The sequence below is a fragment of the Allorhodopirellula heiligendammensis genome, from assembly GCF_007860105.1.
Classification (GTDB): Bacteria; Planctomycetota; Planctomycetia; order Pirellulales; family Pirellulaceae; genus Rhodopirellula; species Rhodopirellula heiligendammensis.
In genome coordinates this window covers 1,035,532-1,052,875 of sequence record NZ_SJPU01000002.1, presented here as the reverse complement: position 1 = coordinate 1,052,875, position 17,344 = coordinate 1,035,532, and the positions used below count along the sequence as shown (strand labels likewise).

10 protein-coding genes are annotated in these 17,344 nt (G+C 58.1%); 4 read left to right on the top strand and 6 right to left on the bottom strand.

Annotated elements, in window-relative coordinates; all coding sequences use genetic code 11:
* Window positions 1–86 precede the first annotated feature (86 nt).
* The 3 genes from Poly21_RS14260 (at window position 87) to Poly21_RS14250 (ending at window position 3,779) form a co-directional block, all read left to right on the top strand.
* Window positions 87–1,091, top strand: coding sequence for a DnaJ C-terminal domain-containing protein (locus Poly21_RS14260; RefSeq protein WP_146407639.1), 1,005 nt, complete (start codon window positions 87–89; stop codon window positions 1,089–1,091).
* A gap of 37 nt (window positions 1,092–1,128) precedes the next feature.
* Window positions 1,129–2,559 (top strand): basic secretory protein-like protein, encoded by a 1,431-nt coding sequence (locus Poly21_RS14255; RefSeq protein WP_146407638.1) that lies wholly within the window; start codon window positions 1,129–1,131, stop codon window positions 2,557–2,559.
* A gap of 311 nt (window positions 2,560–2,870) precedes the next feature.
* Window positions 2,871–3,779, top strand: coding sequence for a Vgb family protein (locus Poly21_RS14250; RefSeq protein ID WP_302118920.1), 909 nt, complete (start codon window positions 2,871–2,873; stop codon window positions 3,777–3,779).
* 43 nt (window positions 3,780–3,822) lie between these two features.
* Here Poly21_RS14250 and Poly21_RS14245 read toward each other — a convergent pair whose 3' ends face one another.
* The 6 genes from Poly21_RS14245 to Poly21_RS14220 all read right to left on the bottom strand — a co-directional run bounded on the left by Poly21_RS14245 (window position 3,823) and on the right by Poly21_RS14220 (window position 13,743).
* Window positions 3,823–5,034 carry a type II secretion system F family protein gene (locus tag Poly21_RS14245; RefSeq protein WP_146407637.1) on the bottom strand — a complete coding sequence of 404 codons (1,212 nt, stop codon included), beginning with the start codon at window positions 5,032–5,034 and terminating at the stop codon, window positions 3,823–3,825.
* Between the two features lie 119 nt (window positions 5,035–5,153).
* Entirely contained in the window at window positions 5,154–6,845 is a 1,692-nt protein-coding gene (locus tag Poly21_RS14240) for a GspE/PulE family protein (protein WP_146407636.1), read from the bottom strand.
* Window positions 6,842–9,760: a secretin N-terminal domain-containing protein gene (locus Poly21_RS14235; protein WP_302118918.1), complete on the bottom strand. Its 2,919-nt coding sequence runs from the start codon at window positions 9,758–9,760 to the stop codon at window positions 6,842–6,844. The genes Poly21_RS14240 and Poly21_RS14235 overlap by 4 nt, the downstream gene beginning before the upstream one ends.
* 431 nt (window positions 9,761–10,191) lie before the next feature.
* Window positions 10,192–10,785: a cytochrome c oxidase subunit 3 gene (locus Poly21_RS14230; RefSeq protein WP_146408698.1), complete on the bottom strand. Its 594-nt coding sequence runs from the start codon at window positions 10,783–10,785 to the stop codon at window positions 10,192–10,194.
* A 395-nt stretch (window positions 10,786–11,180) separates the two neighbouring features.
* Entirely contained in the window at window positions 11,181–12,452 is a 1,272-nt protein-coding gene (locus tag Poly21_RS14225; protein ID WP_146407634.1) for a PQQ-binding-like beta-propeller repeat protein, read from the bottom strand.
* 214 nt (window positions 12,453–12,666) lie between these two features.
* Window positions 12,667–13,743: a lysophospholipid acyltransferase family protein gene (locus tag Poly21_RS14220; protein ID WP_302118916.1), complete on the bottom strand. Its 1,077-nt coding sequence runs from the start codon at window positions 13,741–13,743 to the stop codon at window positions 12,667–12,669.
* 323 nt (window positions 13,744–14,066) lie between these two features.
* Between Poly21_RS14220 and Poly21_RS14215 the strand changes: the two genes are divergently transcribed.
* The gene (locus Poly21_RS14215) at window positions 14,067–17,318 is read left to right on the top strand and encodes a hypothetical protein (protein WP_302118915.1); all 3,252 of its coding nucleotides are present in this window, start codon (window positions 14,067–14,069) and stop codon (window positions 17,316–17,318) included.
* Window positions 17,319–17,344: the final 26 nt, after the last annotated feature.

Genomic DNA, 17,344 nt, shown 5'->3' with positions numbered 1-17,344 from the left:
TGCCAATTTGACAGAGACGACCAAAGTCGCTCCATCGCCCGCTTTTTTCGCCCGTACGACGTTTCCTACCCTGTTGATGACACACTGTGGCTGAAGACCTTTATCAAACGCTTGGAGTCTCTCGCGACGCGGACAAGTCCGATCTGCAAAAAGCCTATCGCAAACTGGCCCGTAAATACCACCCGGACATGAACCCGGATGACAAAGCCGCTCAAGAAAAGTTTAAACGGGTCCAAGAAGCCTACGAGGTCTTGGGGGATGAGGAAAAGCGGTCAGCCTATGATCGGTACGGCGCCGATTTTGAAAAAATTCGTGGCGGGTATCCCTCTGGTTCAGGTGGCCCGGGTGGCGGAGCAGGGCCCTCGTTCGATGGCCTCGATCTAGAACAGATTTTCGGCGCAGCCGGGCGTCAAGGCGGAGGTGGCGGCGGGGGCGGTTTTGAAAATGGGTTCAACGATTTCTTTGAACAGATTCTCGGAGGCGGTGGGGCCGGCCATCGTGGCGGACCGGGTGCCGGTCCGGGGCGGTCGCGAGCAGCAGCCCCCCCCCAACGCGGTGCGAATGTACGATATGAACTAGCGATTCCTTTCGAAAAAGCCATCCTGGGCGGGAAAGCCGAGTTTTATCCCACTGGCACGGGCAAAAGCGAAAAACTTTCTGTCACCATTCCAGCAGGCGTCGAGGACGGTGCGAAGATTCGCTTACGGGAGCAAGGCCAAGCGAGCCCGGGGGGCCCCCCCGGCGACTTGATCCTCTTAATTAAAATTGATTCCCATCCCTATTTTGAACGCAAAGGGAAAAACCTTGAGCTCGAGCTGCCAATCACCGTCGGCGAAGCAGCGATGGGGGCGAAAGTTGACGTCCCAACGCCCAAGGGAACTGTTACGTTGTCGATCCCACCGCGCAGTCGCAGTGGCAAACGTTTGCGGCTGAAGGGGCATGGGGTACAATCGGCCAAAGGCGAGCCCGGCGACCTGATCGTCGAACTCCTCATTCAACTGCCCGACGCTATGTCCGATGAGGCCGTCGAACTACTGAAGCAATTCGAGAGCGTTGAGCCGTATGAGCCGCGTACCGGGCTGAAGTTTTAAGCGGGGGCGTCCTCGTTCCACCTGCCGACTGGTTGCCATGTTCCAGCGTATTCTTTTCGTTGCCCTCACGTTCCTCATTGCATTATCGTCACGCCTCTCAGCGGAGGCGACCGTTGCCATCGGGTATCAGCCCGGCTCGCGCGCAAACGCCACATTTCGGTTGCCGACCGTTCCCTCGCCGGTGCAGGGCGACGCGGCGTCACGGGGAAAGTGGTTGGTTATCTCGGGAACAGCCGATCCAGCGAGCGGCGGACTGGGCAAACTCAGCAATGATCAATTGCCGAGATCTGCCGATCAACCGGCTGAGAACTTCTTCTTCGCCCCGGCCACGCCGGGAGGGCGTCTGCGGCTCGAACTGGATCGATCAACTGAGATTGCGCAGATCCGGACTTATTCATGGCATCCCCGTGAGCGTGCTCCCCAGGTATACACCGTCTACGGATGCGATCAGCAAGAGGTGAGCTCGGGAGGAAAACTTCTCGAAAACGATGAGAGTGTGCAGCTCAAACCGTCGGGGACAATCGATCCCGCTTCCTGTGGCTGGACCAAGATTGCAACGGTCGATACTCGTCGGGATGGTATCGGACATGGTGGTCAGGTCGGTGTGGTCATCTCGGCGAGTGACCACTCGGTGAATGACCACTCGGTGAATGACCACTCGGTGAATGACCAAGCCATCGGTCATTACCGTTACTTGCTCTTCGACATCCACCCGACGCGGCCCGACGCTCGATTTTCCAATACGTTTTTCAGCGAGATTGACATTCTCGACGCTGACGCGGACGTCACGCCAGCGAAGCCGATCGCGACGCCGGACATAGTAACTTACGCCATCGAAGAAGGCGGATACGAGTTCACGCTCGACACCTCGGAGTGTCCCGACTTAACACGGTGGGCTGACCAAGAGCTCGCTCCGGTCGTGCAGCAGTGGTATCCCAAAATCGCTGAAATGCTCGCCAGTGACGATTACGAGGCTCCACACGACTTTCAAATTCGCATCAGTTCGTCGATGGACGGAGTGGCGGCGACAAGCGGGACTCAAGTTACCTGTTCGGCCAACTGGTACCGTCGGAATTTGCGGGGCGAAGCCAAGGGGGCAACGGTTCATGAACTCGTACACGTCGTCCAGCAATACGGGCAATCTCGCCGCACCAACCGCCGAGCGGCACGGACACCGGGGTGGGTTGTCGAGGGCATTGCCGATTACGTTCGGTGGCACCTGTATGAACCCGCATCCGCAGGTGGTGGGGTGGCGGGCCGACGTTCCAGGACTCTGCAATACGATGCCAGTTACCGTGACACCGCTGCATTTCTGGCATGGGTGATCACCAACGGAAACCCCGATCTACTGGCCAAACTCAATGCGGCGGCGCGATCGGGCACCTATTCCGCAGCATTCTGGAAAGCGGCCACCGGAAAAACCGTCGACGAATTAGCGACAGCCTGGCACGCCGATTTGGAAAACTAGCTGATCGAGCATGCAGGGGTTTGATCGCCGCGTGTGACGCGGGGTAGTAGTTGATGAATGCGGGGCAGCATCGCCCGTCGGGCTCGGCGGGACTGCCATCCTGGTTGACAGGACTCCACGGACAATGCTGAGTCGTATCAGCAGTCTAGGTCGTCTGTGTTAAACTTGATCGGGTTTGCGTCAGTTGCATCCTTGCATTGTCCAGCACCGACCGGTTCACCCTCCCCGACGGCGGGCGAATTCCGCGACGCCATCACCTAATTTTGCAATTCTCGGATTGCTCGCCTCGTCCCTTTTACTTGCCGATCATCATGAAGCGAATCCCTCTCACCTACTCGTCATTATCTGTCACTGCAATTGCCGCGAGCTCACTATTGCTGCTGTTCTGCACCGCCACACCGTCGCGCGGTCAGGACGCCGAAACCGATACCAAAGCTGACGCTGCAGCCGCTCAGACGCCCGCGTATCCCCTTGCTGTGGCTGTGGATGGCGACGCCATCTATACCGTCGACTTGGATTTGCCGGGGGTCTGGCGTAGCACCGAGGGCGATGACGCCAACACGCAGCTCTACGTCGCTGGATCCAAATTGCTTCGCAAACCACTCAATCGTCCTCGCTGCATCGTCCTGCATCCAGCAGGCGGCATCTTGGTGGGAGATTCGGCGACTCGCGAGGTTTACCACATCGCCGCTGAGGGGGGTGAACCTCAAGGGTTAACCGAAGGCAGAATTGGTATCCCCATGGCATTGGCACTCAGCCCCGACGGCAACACGCTCTACGTGGGTGACGCAGAAAAACGAGCGACCCTCAAGCTGCCCATCGGCGGTGGGAATCCCGAACTGGTAGCACGGGTCAACGCGCGCGGTCTCGCCTTTGACGAACAGGGCCGGCTATGGGCGGTCACCCCCGATGCAGATGCTGTGGTCACGATTGATGTCGAGACGGGCGATATTGAGAAGGTCGTCACGGGCCGGCCGTTCCAATATCCCAACGGGCTAGCGTGGGCGGGCAACGGCGCGGGCTACGTCACCGATGGTTATGGCCATGCAATCTGGAAGTTCACCGCCGACGGCAAAACGGAAAAGTGGCATGAGGGCGAGCCTCTGGTGGGCCCCGTCGGCATTGCCGTGACAGAGCAATCCATTTTCGTCGCAGATCCGAAACAAAAACAGGTTTACGAGTTTAACCTCGATAGCAAACAGGCCCAGCCACGACTGTAATGCGTCGGGCGTGAACCAAGTTCGATGTCTGCCATGGCGATCTCTACAGCGTCGTGCTGCTCTTGAGCACAGGAATCAGTAGGGCCATCACGACGGCCAGGACCATGATGGCCATGATCAGCAGCATGATGGGTTCGAGGAGCCGTACGAACAGATCCAAGCGGCGAAAGGTCCGCTTCTCTAACGAGTCAGCGATTTCCGGTAGGACGGTATCAAGTGTGTTGCTCTCTTCACCGACGCGAATCATCTCAACGACAGCCATCGGGAAATACCCAGAATCGCCGAACGGTTTCGCGAGGCTCTCACCGGCACGAATATTCTCAGTCGCATCACCGATCGATTGGCTGAGCAAGCGATTGCCCGTCGCGCTGCGGCTGATATCGAGTGACTTCAAAATAGGGACTCCGTTTCCGAGGAGCGTCCCCAATACACGGCAAAACCGTGCTACCGAAAGGTTCATCAGAATATCGCCGAGGACGGGAATTTTCAGTTTCCAACGATCCAGACGATCTTTGCCTGTGTCAGTCTGTAGGTGCATGCGAAATGCAACAAATGCGACCACCAATCCCAAGATAATGAAGATACCGTAGCTTTGCAGAGCATGACTGAAGACAAGCAACCACTCGGTGACCGCGGGCATTTCACCTTTCTTGCGAAGTCGGTCGAAGAGCATGTCGAACTTGGGAACAAAGAAGACGAGCAAACCGCTCACGACCACCGTTCCGACGACGAACAGGAAGGCCGGATATGCCATTGCACTGACCGTACGGCCCTTGAGATCCTCTTGCAATTCGGTGAACACGGCCACGCGATCGAGTGCATCTTCGAGAAATCCACCCTCAGTGCCGGCACGAACCATATTGATCGCCATGTCGCTGAACACGCCCGGATAGCGAGCCATGGCATCCCCCAGTGTTTCACCTTCCTCGACGCGTCCTTTGATTTCACCCATCACTTCGCCGAGCACCGGTGCGGACGATTGGTTACCGAGCAACGTCAGAGATCGGATCATCGGTACGCCACTGCGCAGCAACGAGGCGAGCTGGCTATAGACGGTAACCATGACCTGCCCGCTGACCTTCTTCTTCTTTCCTGAAAAGATCGAACGTCCGGACCCCGCCTGCTCGGTAATTTTGGTCGGAAAGAGGTCTTTGCCCGAAAGCAGCATCGAGGCTTCACGCGACGTGCCAGCTTCGATGGTGCCGGTGATACTTTTGCCAGCGAGATCGCGTGCGGTGTACTGGAAGGAAGGCATGAAGGCGAGAATTTAGAAGAAGGAGGGTTCAGGGAAGGAGGCAGGTTCATGGTTCAGCAATGGAAAAGGGTTCAGATTTTTCGTCTGAACCCCAGATCCTTCGCGCCTCTGAACTTTTCTTAGAGTGCTTCGCCCTTGGTGACACGGAGGACTTCATCGATACTAGTGACACCGACGAGTGTTTTGTCCCAGGCATCCATGCGTAGGGTTCGCATGCCTTCGGCGACAGCCGCCCGGCGAATATCCCAGCTGCTGGCCCGTTCTTGGGCGAGTTCGCGGATCGCTTCACTGGAGACCAATAACTCATAGATACCGAGACGGCCTGAATAGCCCACATTTCGGCATTCACGGCAACCCACGCTGCGGTACAGAGGTCGACCTTCGAGCTCCGCAAACGGGAAATCCTTCGGGAGTTCATCTTCGGTGGGTTGATACGATTCTTTGCAGTGTGGGCAGAGCCGCCGCAACAGCCGCTGGGCCATCACGGCTTCGACCGTCCCCGCGACCAGGAACGGTTCCACTCCCATATCGGCCATCCGGGTGAATGCACCGGCGGCGTCGTTGGTGTGGAGCGTGCTGAAAACCAAGTGCCCCGTAAGGGACGCCTGGGTGGCGTTCTCGGCGGTTTCCAAGTCACGAATTTCCCCCACCAGAACAACATCGGGGTCGTGCCGCAAGATGCTCCGCAGCGATGCGGCAAACGTCAATCCGATTTTGGCATGAACTTGGATTTGATTGATTCCATCGAGTTGATACTCGACTGGATCTTCCGTCGTGATGATTTTGTTTTCTGGGCTGCGGATCTCCAATAGACTGCTGTAAAGCGTCGTGGTTTTACCGCTACCGGTGGGGCCGGTTACTAGAACGATCCCGTGGGGCGTGCGAATCAATTGACTGAATCGATCGTAGATCGCTTCAGACATCCCGAGGCCCTTGAGGTCGAAGACCATCGACGACTTATCGAGCACCCGCATCACGAGCCCTTCGCCGTGGATCATTGGGATCACACTGAGGCGAATATCGACCTCGCGGCCATGGACGCGTAACCGGATGCGGCCGTCCTGAGGCAGCCTCTTTTCAGCGATATTCAGTCTCGCCATGATTTTCAGGCGGCTGATAATCGCGGCTTGAAATCGATTGATCTCCGGTGGCACCGGCTGTGGATGCAAGATACCGTCGATACGATAACGAACGACCAGTCCGTCAGACTGCGACTCGATGTGAATATCGCTAGCACGGGAATCGACCGCTTCGGTCAAAATCTCATTCACCAAGCGAACCACCGACGCTTCCTGAGCCATCTCGCTCAGTTCACTGCCGTCGGTCTCAATACTTTCGAGTAGTTCGATCTCTTCATCGCCAGCGGCCGCTACGAGGCCCTCGATGGTCTCGCTGCCGACACCGAGGTGCTTCTTAACGAGGCGATTGATTTCGGCGCGTTCGGCCACCACTGGCGTGACCGTCTTGCCCGTCGCGGCACAGGCTTCGTCGAGCGGGTAGAGGTCGAAGGGATCGGCAGTCGCCACCCGTAATTCGCCGTCAGCCCAACCGATTGGAAAGAGAGCGTGACGATAGATCAGTTTTTGCGGAAACCCCTCCAGCGCCGAGAGGTCAACGTCGTAGGTGCGTAGGTCGACGAAATCGAGACCGACTTCATCTGCGATCGCCGTGAGCGCCTCGCGAGCGGAGACGTATCCGAGCGAAACCGCCGTATCGACAATCGACGACGGGTCCCCATTGCGACTCTGTTCGAGTTGTTGCGGCGTTAACAAACCGCGTCGTCGTAATATTTCAGCTGCGTGCATAATCATCGTCCGCGCCCTCCTCCTCCGCCGCCGCCACCGCCGCGGGTTGAACCACCTCCTCGGGTACTACCTCCGCCGGTAGTGCCTCCCCGTCCGCCACGATCAGTGCCACCACGACCGCCGGTGTCACCACCGCCACCGCCACCGAAGCGCGAGCGAAAGAACTCGATCCGCCGCTGAATTTCTTCAGCCGAACTCGACGAGGGTGCCTCACTCGATCCGCTCGACGATGAAGTACTACTGCTCGAACTGGACTTCGACGATGTCGTCGTGGTGGGTGTTTTGCCGGTCACGGACTGCAGTGCTTGCAACATGATCTCGGGTCGCACCGATCCTCCCATGGCTACCACCTCGACCTTTTCCTCGGACTCCAGTCCTTGTTGATCGAGCGTCTCAACGAGATCTCGGATCGCTTGCAGGTCTTGAGGTATCGCGGTCACGACCAATGAATTGCTACGGGTGTCCACGGCAACAATAATCTTGGTCGCTTCACTCTTGGGTTTCGGTTGTGCGTTGCGACCACCACCGTCCCCGCCACGCATGGCACGAATGAAGTCTTGTGGGTTCGGTCCACCCCGGCCGCCGCCATCGCCACCACCGCCGCTGCTTTGTTTATCGTCGCCAATTTTCTCTGCAAACACGGCCGTGACAATTTTCGCGACCTCTGCCGCGTCCTGGTAGACCACTGGGATCAACGAGGGCCGAGCGATCGTTTGAATCAGTTCGGGACTTTCCTCGAGATCGATCGCTTTGAGGACGGTGCGAATAAAATCAACATCCGCAGGCGGTGCTTGCACGATCAGCGCGTTCAGCCGATTGTCGGGAACGATGTTAACACTACCGCGACTCGTTAAAATCGTCCGCGTTTCGGATTCACTGCCGCCACCACCTCCACCCATACCCAACAGACCACCGAGCATGCCACCACCGAGTCCGCCCATCACTGATTCGGTGAGTGAACCGGCAGAACCGCTGGCGTCTGCCCCACCGAGCACACCGGCAACGAGCTCAGCGGCAATGTCTGCTTTGAGATACCGCAGCCAAAAAATGGTTGGCAGGGCGGAACTGTCAGCGGACTCCGTACCCATCGAATTCATGAGCTGTTCGATCATGTCAAGCGCACGCTGATCGCGGGAGGCAATCACGAGCCCGGCGGGTGTCATTTGAATGACAATATCGTCACCGGCATAATCGTTTTCGGCTGATCCGACCGGTTCGGACGTGGCGGGCGATTCGTTTTGCCATACCAGGGTTTGAAATTGGGTTGCCGCCGAGTAGTTGGTGTCCTGCAAGTCTCGTGGCTCGTCAACAGGTGATCGTTGCGGTTGAATGGATCGATCCATGGGATTCGAGCGATCATTGCCGTCGGTGGACGATGAAGGCGTGATCACGCGAATTTGGTTGGTCCGGCCAGTCAGAGGCCAAAGGGTCTCGATTTGCTTCAGCGTCGCACTGGCGGTGGCACCCGTGAACGGGAGGATCCGGACGTTCTCGCCTAAGCCACCTGCAAAAGGATCATTTTCGAGTTCAGCAATCAATCGCTTGACCGATTCCACTTGGTCGACGGTGCCCCGCACCCACAACCGGCCCGTCGCTGGATCACCATCAACGATCGGTCCATTACCACCACCGCTCTCCGTAATCCCAAAGAACTTATTGATCGTCAACAGTGCCTGAGCGGGTTCGAGCCGCTTCAGATCGATGATCGTGAAATCGCGACCGCTACCTTCGAGCTCAGTGATTGTCGTGCGAATCTTCTGCTGCATGTCGGGCCGACCAAATGCGATGATCGCGCCTCGATTAGCGTCCATCGCCAAGCGAGCTTCGGGAGTACCGGCAATCATCGTCTGCAGCACGTCGTAGACGGTCTGCAGATTGGCCGACGCAACCGGATGGGTCCGCAGTTCGGGGGCTGCCACTTTTTCGTCGCTCTCTTCGCCAGCATTGGGCATGGCTCGATCGGCCTTCTCGATCACACTGCTGAGCAAGTCCAATTTCGATTGACTGCCGGTGGCAAAAATCCGATCACCGTACAGAGAAACCGACACACGGATTTCTTCATTGGCGTTGCTGCCAGCTTCCAGACCGAGCAGCGGTCGAGCGATTTCGAGCACCTCGTCAGCCGAGCGGTGTTGCAAGTTGATTTCAACGACACTCGACTGAGCCTTCGTGGCAGCCTGCAGCACTTCATTGATGACACGCAGCTTGCCCACCGTCTCAGTCACGATGACTTGGCGAGCTCCAGCGAGCACGTTAATTCGCCCCCACGGACCAATCACTTGAGATAACTCCTCGCGTGCCTGTTCAGGGGTGATCGCGCCGAGCGGAAACACGCAGCGAACGATGTCACTATTACCGCGTTCGTCGAAAGAATCAGGGGTGACCAGCTCAGCCATCTCACTGATCAGCTTTTCCGCGTTGTCAGCCTCCAAATCAACCAACAACAGCATCCGGCCTCGTCGCACTACCGCCCATCCGCGATCGAGCAGCAAGCGGTTGATTAAATCCAGCCCCTCGGAAATCGTGTAGAGCTTGTTCGGGTCTGAGAAATTCACGGTTCCCGCAGGCATCGTATCCATCTGCAGCGACAGATCCGCCTGCTCAGCGAACCACCGTAGCACTTCGCTCCACGGGGCGCCGGCAAAATTGAATCGCAACGCGTCAGGCGTGCCCGTGGCAGGTGTCGGTTCCGCTGGGGCGGGAACAGCTGACCGAGCAGGAGCTGGTGCGGGAGCGGCGACAGCAGCAGGGGCTTCAGCAGCAGCGGGAGTGGCTGCAGCGGTCGCGTCGGGTGCTGTGCTAAGCGGTGTCTCGGATTCGGTTTCTTGGGCGACGACAACCACGTTGCTGCTAGCAACCGCGAGGACCAAGAACACACCGGCGACAATCGGCATGACACGACAAGTGCGAGTAGAGGGCATGAATAGCATTTCGCGAAGCGATTTCAGAGAAGAGTGAAATGTTCAGCCCAGATGGGCGGGATGCGAGTTACCAGTTTAATCGGCGATCTAGTTTTCCCTAGAGAAAATGGTTAGCTCTGGATTGAAACACCAATTCGATGGGTAAGTTTCGCCGAACTTGCGGGTTAGTAAGGCACCTCCGCAGACGTCTGTGCCTAAACCGGCGTGAGCAACGCCCCCCATTTGCGCAGCGAAAGGAGCCCCCAAGGCTGAGATCCACACGCCACCGTAGCGAAAGCGGACGCGACGTGTCGCGTACGGCTGGTGAAGCGGATTCTTCCGGCGACGTCGTACCCGGAATCTGCCTTTTGCCATCGGGCGGAGGATGCAAGCCGGCTGACGGCGACAGGCGGTCTGCCCGAGTTTCACCCGTCAACGCACAAGTAATCGCGTTATAAAGCGATTCCACCCGTGGTCAGAACAAACGTGATCAGCATGCATACCCATACCACATCCAAAAAATGCCAGTACAAGGCAGCGAAATCGACGGGCCAGTGCCGTTCGTGGTCATAGTGTCCCATCGCCGTCCGCACACCCACAATTCCCAACGCCAGAATCCCGCCGGCGACATGCAACGCGTGTAGAAACGCCAGTACCACGACCATCCCGGCGACGCCCTTGCCGGTCCCCCCCGCCAGCGCCGGTCCGCCGAGGAGCTCCAACATCGAACGATACTGAATCACAATAAATACGACTGCCGCCACAGCGGCGATGGCGATGAAAAACACGGTTGCAAATCGTTGGCTGCGCCGCACCGTTCGTGTCGATGCATGCAGTACCACACTGATGCCAATCAAACAGACCGTGCTGGTCAGAAAACTGGTTGGCAGTTCCACCGCCGACTGTGGATCGCCCTGACGCGACTCTGCGTAAATCCCATACAGCAAAAGACTGGTGAGGAAAAACACCAACAGAGTGCACAAAAACAACCAACCGCCTTGGTGGTAGCGTATATCCGGCGGCAGGCGAGCAATGGAATTTGGCAAAGAGCGATCTTGGGTAATATCAGTCGTTAAGAACCAGAAATGGACATATATCATCGTAACAGCTCGCCCCTATTTTGCGCCGCACCGCTGGAACTGAACAGCCGCAGAGCGATCGGGCGAGTGGAACAGTTCGCGATTTCGTCGGACGTCCCCCGAACAGAGCGCCGGAGGTCTCTCGGGGACAGATCGGCGTGGAGCCTCGCATGATTCGTTCCCCGACTGCGAACCTTCACGCTCCTGAGGTTCACAGATCATCGCACGCGGGCCCCTACGAATCGCAGCGGGCCAGACTATTCTGCGACCGCGTTCGATAGCCGGGGACGAACCATGACAGTCAGATGATGTCTCGAAATTCACGCCGGTGTCCGTGAAGTCCGATTTCCCTAACTCGCCGGCTACTTCAGCTCGATCGCGAGCAGTTCGCCCTCGGTGGCCGAGATGGTTCTGCGGCAAAACAGCGTTCCACCGGCAAAGGCGGGTAGCGATCGGTAGATCCCTGCGGGCAGTTCGGCTTCGGCGAGGCTAAGGAATTCGTTCGATTCCGCTGCGAATAGGACGAGGCGGCCACCGACGCTCTGCGCCAACACTCGCTCGCCAGCACCGATCAAGTGAGCGGTTCCGAATCCTGGCTGATTCCAATTCACGGTGCCATCGGCCCATCGTGCGCACAGCAGCTCTCCCGTGCCGTAGTCTTCCCGTCCCGTGATCGCAAACAGCGACTCACCGATTCGCACGGGGGTCGCATATTGGCTGCTGATCACGTCCCGTGAATTCCAGAGATCGCTCGGCGGATTTGCGGACATGTCGAGCATCCGACAGCCGACGCCGTAGGCGGCCGTTACGAACAGTTCATCTTGACGGACCAGCGGCGTGGCAGCGTTCACGGTGGGGCCGCGTTTGCCGAACTCGAGTTCAGACAAGACCTCGCCGCTTGCCGGATCAAGCAGCACAATTTTTAGTCGCAGCACGGCGACCACACGCGTCTCGCCATTGATTTCCATGGTGATCGGAGACGCGTAGGCGGCTTCCTGATTGACGGCCGTCCACAGCGTCTTGCCATCGCGGACATCAACAGCAACGAGCCCCGCGTTCCGTTCGCCGCCCACGGGCACAATCAGCGATTGACCGACGAGCAGGGGCGATCCTCCCGCTCCAAAATATCCGTCATCGGCGTCATAATCCGATCGCAGCTGCCGCGACCACAGCGGTTTACCCTGCGTCGTGGACACCGCGTGTAGGTCGCCTGCCGCCCCATAGACAAAGACCCGCTCGTCGGTAACCAGTGGCACCGAACGAGGGCCTCGATCAGCATCGACGCCACCTCGATAGACCGCTGGAAACTCGGCCCGCCATACCCGTCGACCATCCGCCGAAGAAAGACAATCAAGCAGCTCAGAGTCGCGTTCGCGATGCCAGAGAAAAACATGATCTTTGGCAACAGCAACGCCAGAATAACCTGCGCCACATGTAACTCGCCAACGAATCGCAGGCGGCGTTTTCCAGGCTTCGATTGATTCGCCGACCGCCTGTCCATCACGATGCGGACCTAAAATCTGCGGCCAGTCGCCAGCGGTCGTGAATCGTGCGGCTCCCATCGTCAACGCGACTACGATCATCGCATGGACGAACGAAACAGGCTTTTGGCAACGGAATGGATGTTGATTCATTGCGAGCTCTCGGTGAGGTGGTGCCGAACTGGCGAGTGACCACGAACCTATCCGATAGGACGCCACCGAACCAGCAACCAGCATCCAACTGGCTGTGGATTTACTAACTCGGTGGGGCAGCGAGGCAGCCCAGCTCGTCGCTCGCTGGCGCTGCGGGGCGGTCGATGTGCATGCGGGCAGCGCAAGCAACTCACTCAACAGGCGTCCAGGTGCATCAGGCGGCTTGAGCTTCCTGACCAGGGGAGGTGTTGTGCTGCGTGTGGCATTGCTTGGCTTTGGCGAATCGTTTGGCGATGCGCGGTGGAGGCGTTCGCCAGCGGCGATGCAGCCACCAGTATTGCTCGGGCGCTATGTCGATGATTCGCTCGAGCTGTCGGTTGTACCAATGTGTTAATGACTCCACCGATTCACAGGCGACCCGGCTACGTTCATCAATATCGATGGCGAGCGGATCAACCATTTCGACAAGGGCCGACTCGAATTGGAGTGGGCGTCCGTCAACTCGCCGTGTGTACAACGCCAGCATCGGTGCTTGGTTGGTCAGCGAGAATAGTGCTAAGGCTTTGTGGCACGACGCTGGAACGCCACAGAAGTCAACCCACAATCCCTTATTGCCTGCGTGTTGATCAGCCAGGAGCGATAGCGCACCGCCCTCTCGCATGAATTGGTCGACGATCGGCGCGCACCCGTTCTTGTCGACAAGCAACTGTCCTTTGGCGCCACGAAACCGTTCGACCCAGCGATGCAGGTAGGCATTGTCCAATGTACGCGCGATCGCGAGCGTCCTCACTCCCATCAGCCCAAACGTGTAACTGCCAATTTCAAAGTTTCCAAAATGGCCACTGACGAGCACCGACGGACGTGATACCAAACTCGTAGCTAAAATCTCACGATTGCCTCGAAAGCGAATGTGATCAGTCCAGTTTGCCAGATGCAAGCGTCGCTGAGCCCAGGCGATTTCACAAATCATGAGCATCAAATGATGCCACATCGAGAGTGTCAGCTGGTGCTTTTGTGCGGCAGACGCGGTCGGGTACACATTCGCCAGTGTGTCGGCAATCACGCGGCGACGAATCGCCAGCGGGCCGGCTAACGCAACTGCGAGACCGCGACAGAGATGATCGCCCATGTCCATGGGCAGCACCTGAATGACCGCAACGACAACTCGGACAACGGCGTAGGTGAGCGCATCGGTGATCGCGGAACTTTGGGATCCCGATGACGCGGTATTTGGTGACACAGTACTCGCTGTCATTGCGGCCGCCCCTGGTTGGCGAGGGAGGCGTCGCATGGCTCTTGCGACATTAATTTACTTTTATCGGGGGAAGTATTTAGAGTCCGTCAAACAGGCTGCCAGCCTGTCAACGAGGTATCGCGCGACTGGAACCCAGCTCACCGCGTGGAGCCGATGGCCTCAGCATGGAAGCAGCTGGCGTCTGCGGCCAATTCTGACAAGATTCCGCTGATGGAGACCAGGGCGATTCGGGTAGGATCGGTCAGTTCGGTCGAAAAAACGCACTTGTGACAAGACGATCGAAAAAGTTAGGTTTGCATGTCGTCCTTTTCTTGCTGTCACTCCCATGATCCTATTCGAGCGCGAGCGACGTTATTATTGTGATTCGGTACCTACATAAAGACGTTTCTTCGCTGGAGACCACGTGCGGTTTCTTGACCAGGTTCACGCTGCTCCTGATCGGTGTGCTCGGGTCCGTTGCCGGACATGCCGACTCGACGGTCGTGTTGACGGCGCATCTCTCTGACCTCGCGGTTGTGTCCGCGGATGCCCCCAAGCAGTTGCCGACGATTGTGTCCGCTGAATCGGTCCCGCTGAGCGGGCAGGTCGTCGTGGCGCACGAGCCCGCTGCATCCCAAACGTCAGGTCCCGCCGGAGACGAGTCTACGTCCGAAAGCCTGCCCGCCGCCGATGCGGCGCCCAAGTTCAGCATCGTGGTCACGTCGATGTTTGATCAAAAGGTGATTGACCGTTGCGAACTGACACCTGGCCACGGCGAGAGCCCAACACCCCTGCTGGAGGATCCCGCAGCAGCAACGAAACGCTGGGGATTTCAATTGTCCCAGACACTCCCCAGTGGCGTTTACGAGCTAAAGTTGGTGCCTACCCTCACGGTATCCTCTCGCTTCCGAGAGTTGCTGCCGTGGGAACGTAACGGGTCGAAGGATCGCACTGGAGATATGATTCAAGCCCTCAGTGCGCAAGCATGGCCTTTAATCGTGCTTCCCAAAGTCGCTGCCGCAGAGCCCAACAATGACGCGACCACGGATACTGCGGCGATCGAGGGCGAGGCGACTCCGCGACAATTATTGGTACATTGGTCCGGTTTTGCTGAGATGGTTGCTGATGCCGAGTCACTCACTTCGCAATCGCAATCCAGCTCGCCGCTGAAATGGATCCTCAATGGATATGATCACCAGCGGCTGACTCCAGCTCAGCGGTGGGCCGAAATCATGCATCGCATCGATGAGCGACTCGATGCCATCGAGGCTACTGGAGCGACCGGAATCGTGGTCGATGCGGTCTCGGCTGAGGCGACGGCGGATACTAGAGTTCCGCAGATGATCTTGCTGCAGTGCCTGCACGCCAAAGCAACTCAATTCGATTTAGCCGTCTGGCAACATGCTTCTGCTGCTAAATCGGCGGATTCGCACCACGCCCACGACGGCACCAGCATGACGTCACTGCATCGCTTAGCCACCTTTTCGGCGGCCGAGGCATCGTCGCAGCAGCGACGCGTGGCCGCTTTTCGACGACCTCCCCCGGAAACCATTCGCGGCCAATTCCCCGCTGAATTAGACGCTGCCGCCACCGCAGATTTCCTCTGGTTTGGCTGTCAAAGGACGCCTGCTGTCAAACTGTCGCAAAATCCGCCCGCGAGCGATCAAGCCACCGTATCAGACCTCCACGCCTCGTTGTATCCGCTTGCCCAACAGAGCGAGACATTCCAGGCCGATGCGTGGCTGGCGGATTGGACGTCATGGTGCATCCGCTACTCCGATAAAGGACTCAGGCAGGGTTTGATCGTCGATGAGGCGTTGCTCAACAGCGCGCTGCTGAACAGGGACATGGTGTCCGGCTCGAGTAAGGTGGGCGATGCGGTTCGCGTATGGGAAACCTGTTGGTCCGACGCATCCCGTTGGCTGGCGGATTCCGTCCCACCGCAATCCGGCAATTCGAGCGGAACATCGGATCGATCGTTGGTCCAGGTCCGCCACGCCAACTTCGGCGATGGAACCGTCCTGGTCTGCCTCAACCAGGCTCCTTGGCCGATGCGTGTGCGATTACCACTGGCTAATTTGGTTCGTTGGCTAGACGTCGCCCCCGCTGAGCTCGGACCACTGGAACTGACTCAGCCCGCCGTGACCGAACTGGGATCGACAATTGTCATACCAGCCTCGTCAATGGTTGTTTGCTGTTCGGAGCAACGGATCTCGTCAACGATGAAGTATGCGGCGGAGACGGAAGACGCACGTCGGCGAATTGCTGAATTAACTCGCCAAGTCACCACGATTGTCGAAAACCTGGGCATCCTGGGGGAGCTCGCTGGGATGTCCACACGGACGAATTCAGGAGGACAGCGACTGGCAGGAAACCGACGCGCCAGCGCTGGCAATTCCATCGTTCGCCAGGCATCTGCGATCCGTCCGACCGCGCCGCCATCCTCAGGAGTGAGCCGAGCGTCGGGAACCCCCGCTGCGACGGCGGGGCATTCGTTCTGGTCGAGTGAGCGATGGGGATTAGGACGTGCCACGACAACCAGTTCCGACTCGACGGCGCAGTTAGTACATGCAGTTTCCACCACGTCACCAGCGCAGGAAGGGAGCGCGGACAGCGGTCGCCATCTAGCAGCGACCTCGCGTCGGCCCAATTCCGGCGCGGAGTATCGTAATTTGCTGGGCAATGGCGGGTTCGAACTCCCGCATGAAATTGGAGTTCCCGGCTGGATGCACGCACACCACCCTGCCGGCGCAGTCGAAATCGACACGCTCGTTAAAAGCGAGGGGCGGCAGTCGATTCGGTTAGCTGGCAAAACGGACGCGGGAGCCTCAGCATGGTTGATCAGTCGAGAAATCGGTCGACCGATCGCTGGCCGTCTCGGGATCTCGATGTCCTTGCGGGGTCAGGCACCCCAGCTTTCGATGGATACCGACGCTCCCGTCGAGCCGACCCCACCCGTGGAAATCCGGGTGGCGATTGAGGGGGAACGCCACGGCCAACCCATCCGCCATAGCCAAACGGTAGAACTGCCTCGGAATGGCAAATGGCACACCGGACGCTTCGTATTGGAATTGCTGGAGGTTGATTCACAACAGGATCGCAACCTCCATATCACCATCGACAATCTGTCAACAGCGACGGTTTGGATCGACGATATTGTGGTCACCGACTATTTTGCCAGTGCGGCGGAGCGATCTGATTTGCAAAGTCTTGCGTACTTAGCGGTGCAGGGTTTGCAGCACTCCGATTTGAGGCCCGCCGCGAAGTTGCTAAATAATTTTTGGGCCAGAGATTTGCTGCGAATCGCTAGCCTCCACACGATTTCGCACGAACATGACGCTGGTGGCATTGGAGTGGCCCGTGAGGAACCTCAACCTGAAAAAACATATGCTGAACGGATTGGGCCCAGGCCAATGTGGGGGGCGGACGCTGTGAGTGTGGATTCGTCCACGCGCACCGGTGACACCCATGAAAGCTGGCGGTCGACAGCTCACCTACCCGAACTCCCTGCGGCTACGACTGCATCGCAGGAATCAACGAAAACGGTTGCAGTCGACCCTACCGACGCAGAATCCTCGGCCTCGATTAGTGGTAAAATTCGACGTTGGCTGCCCGCACCCCTCAAATTTTAAAACTCTTACGAACGTTTCATGTAGGG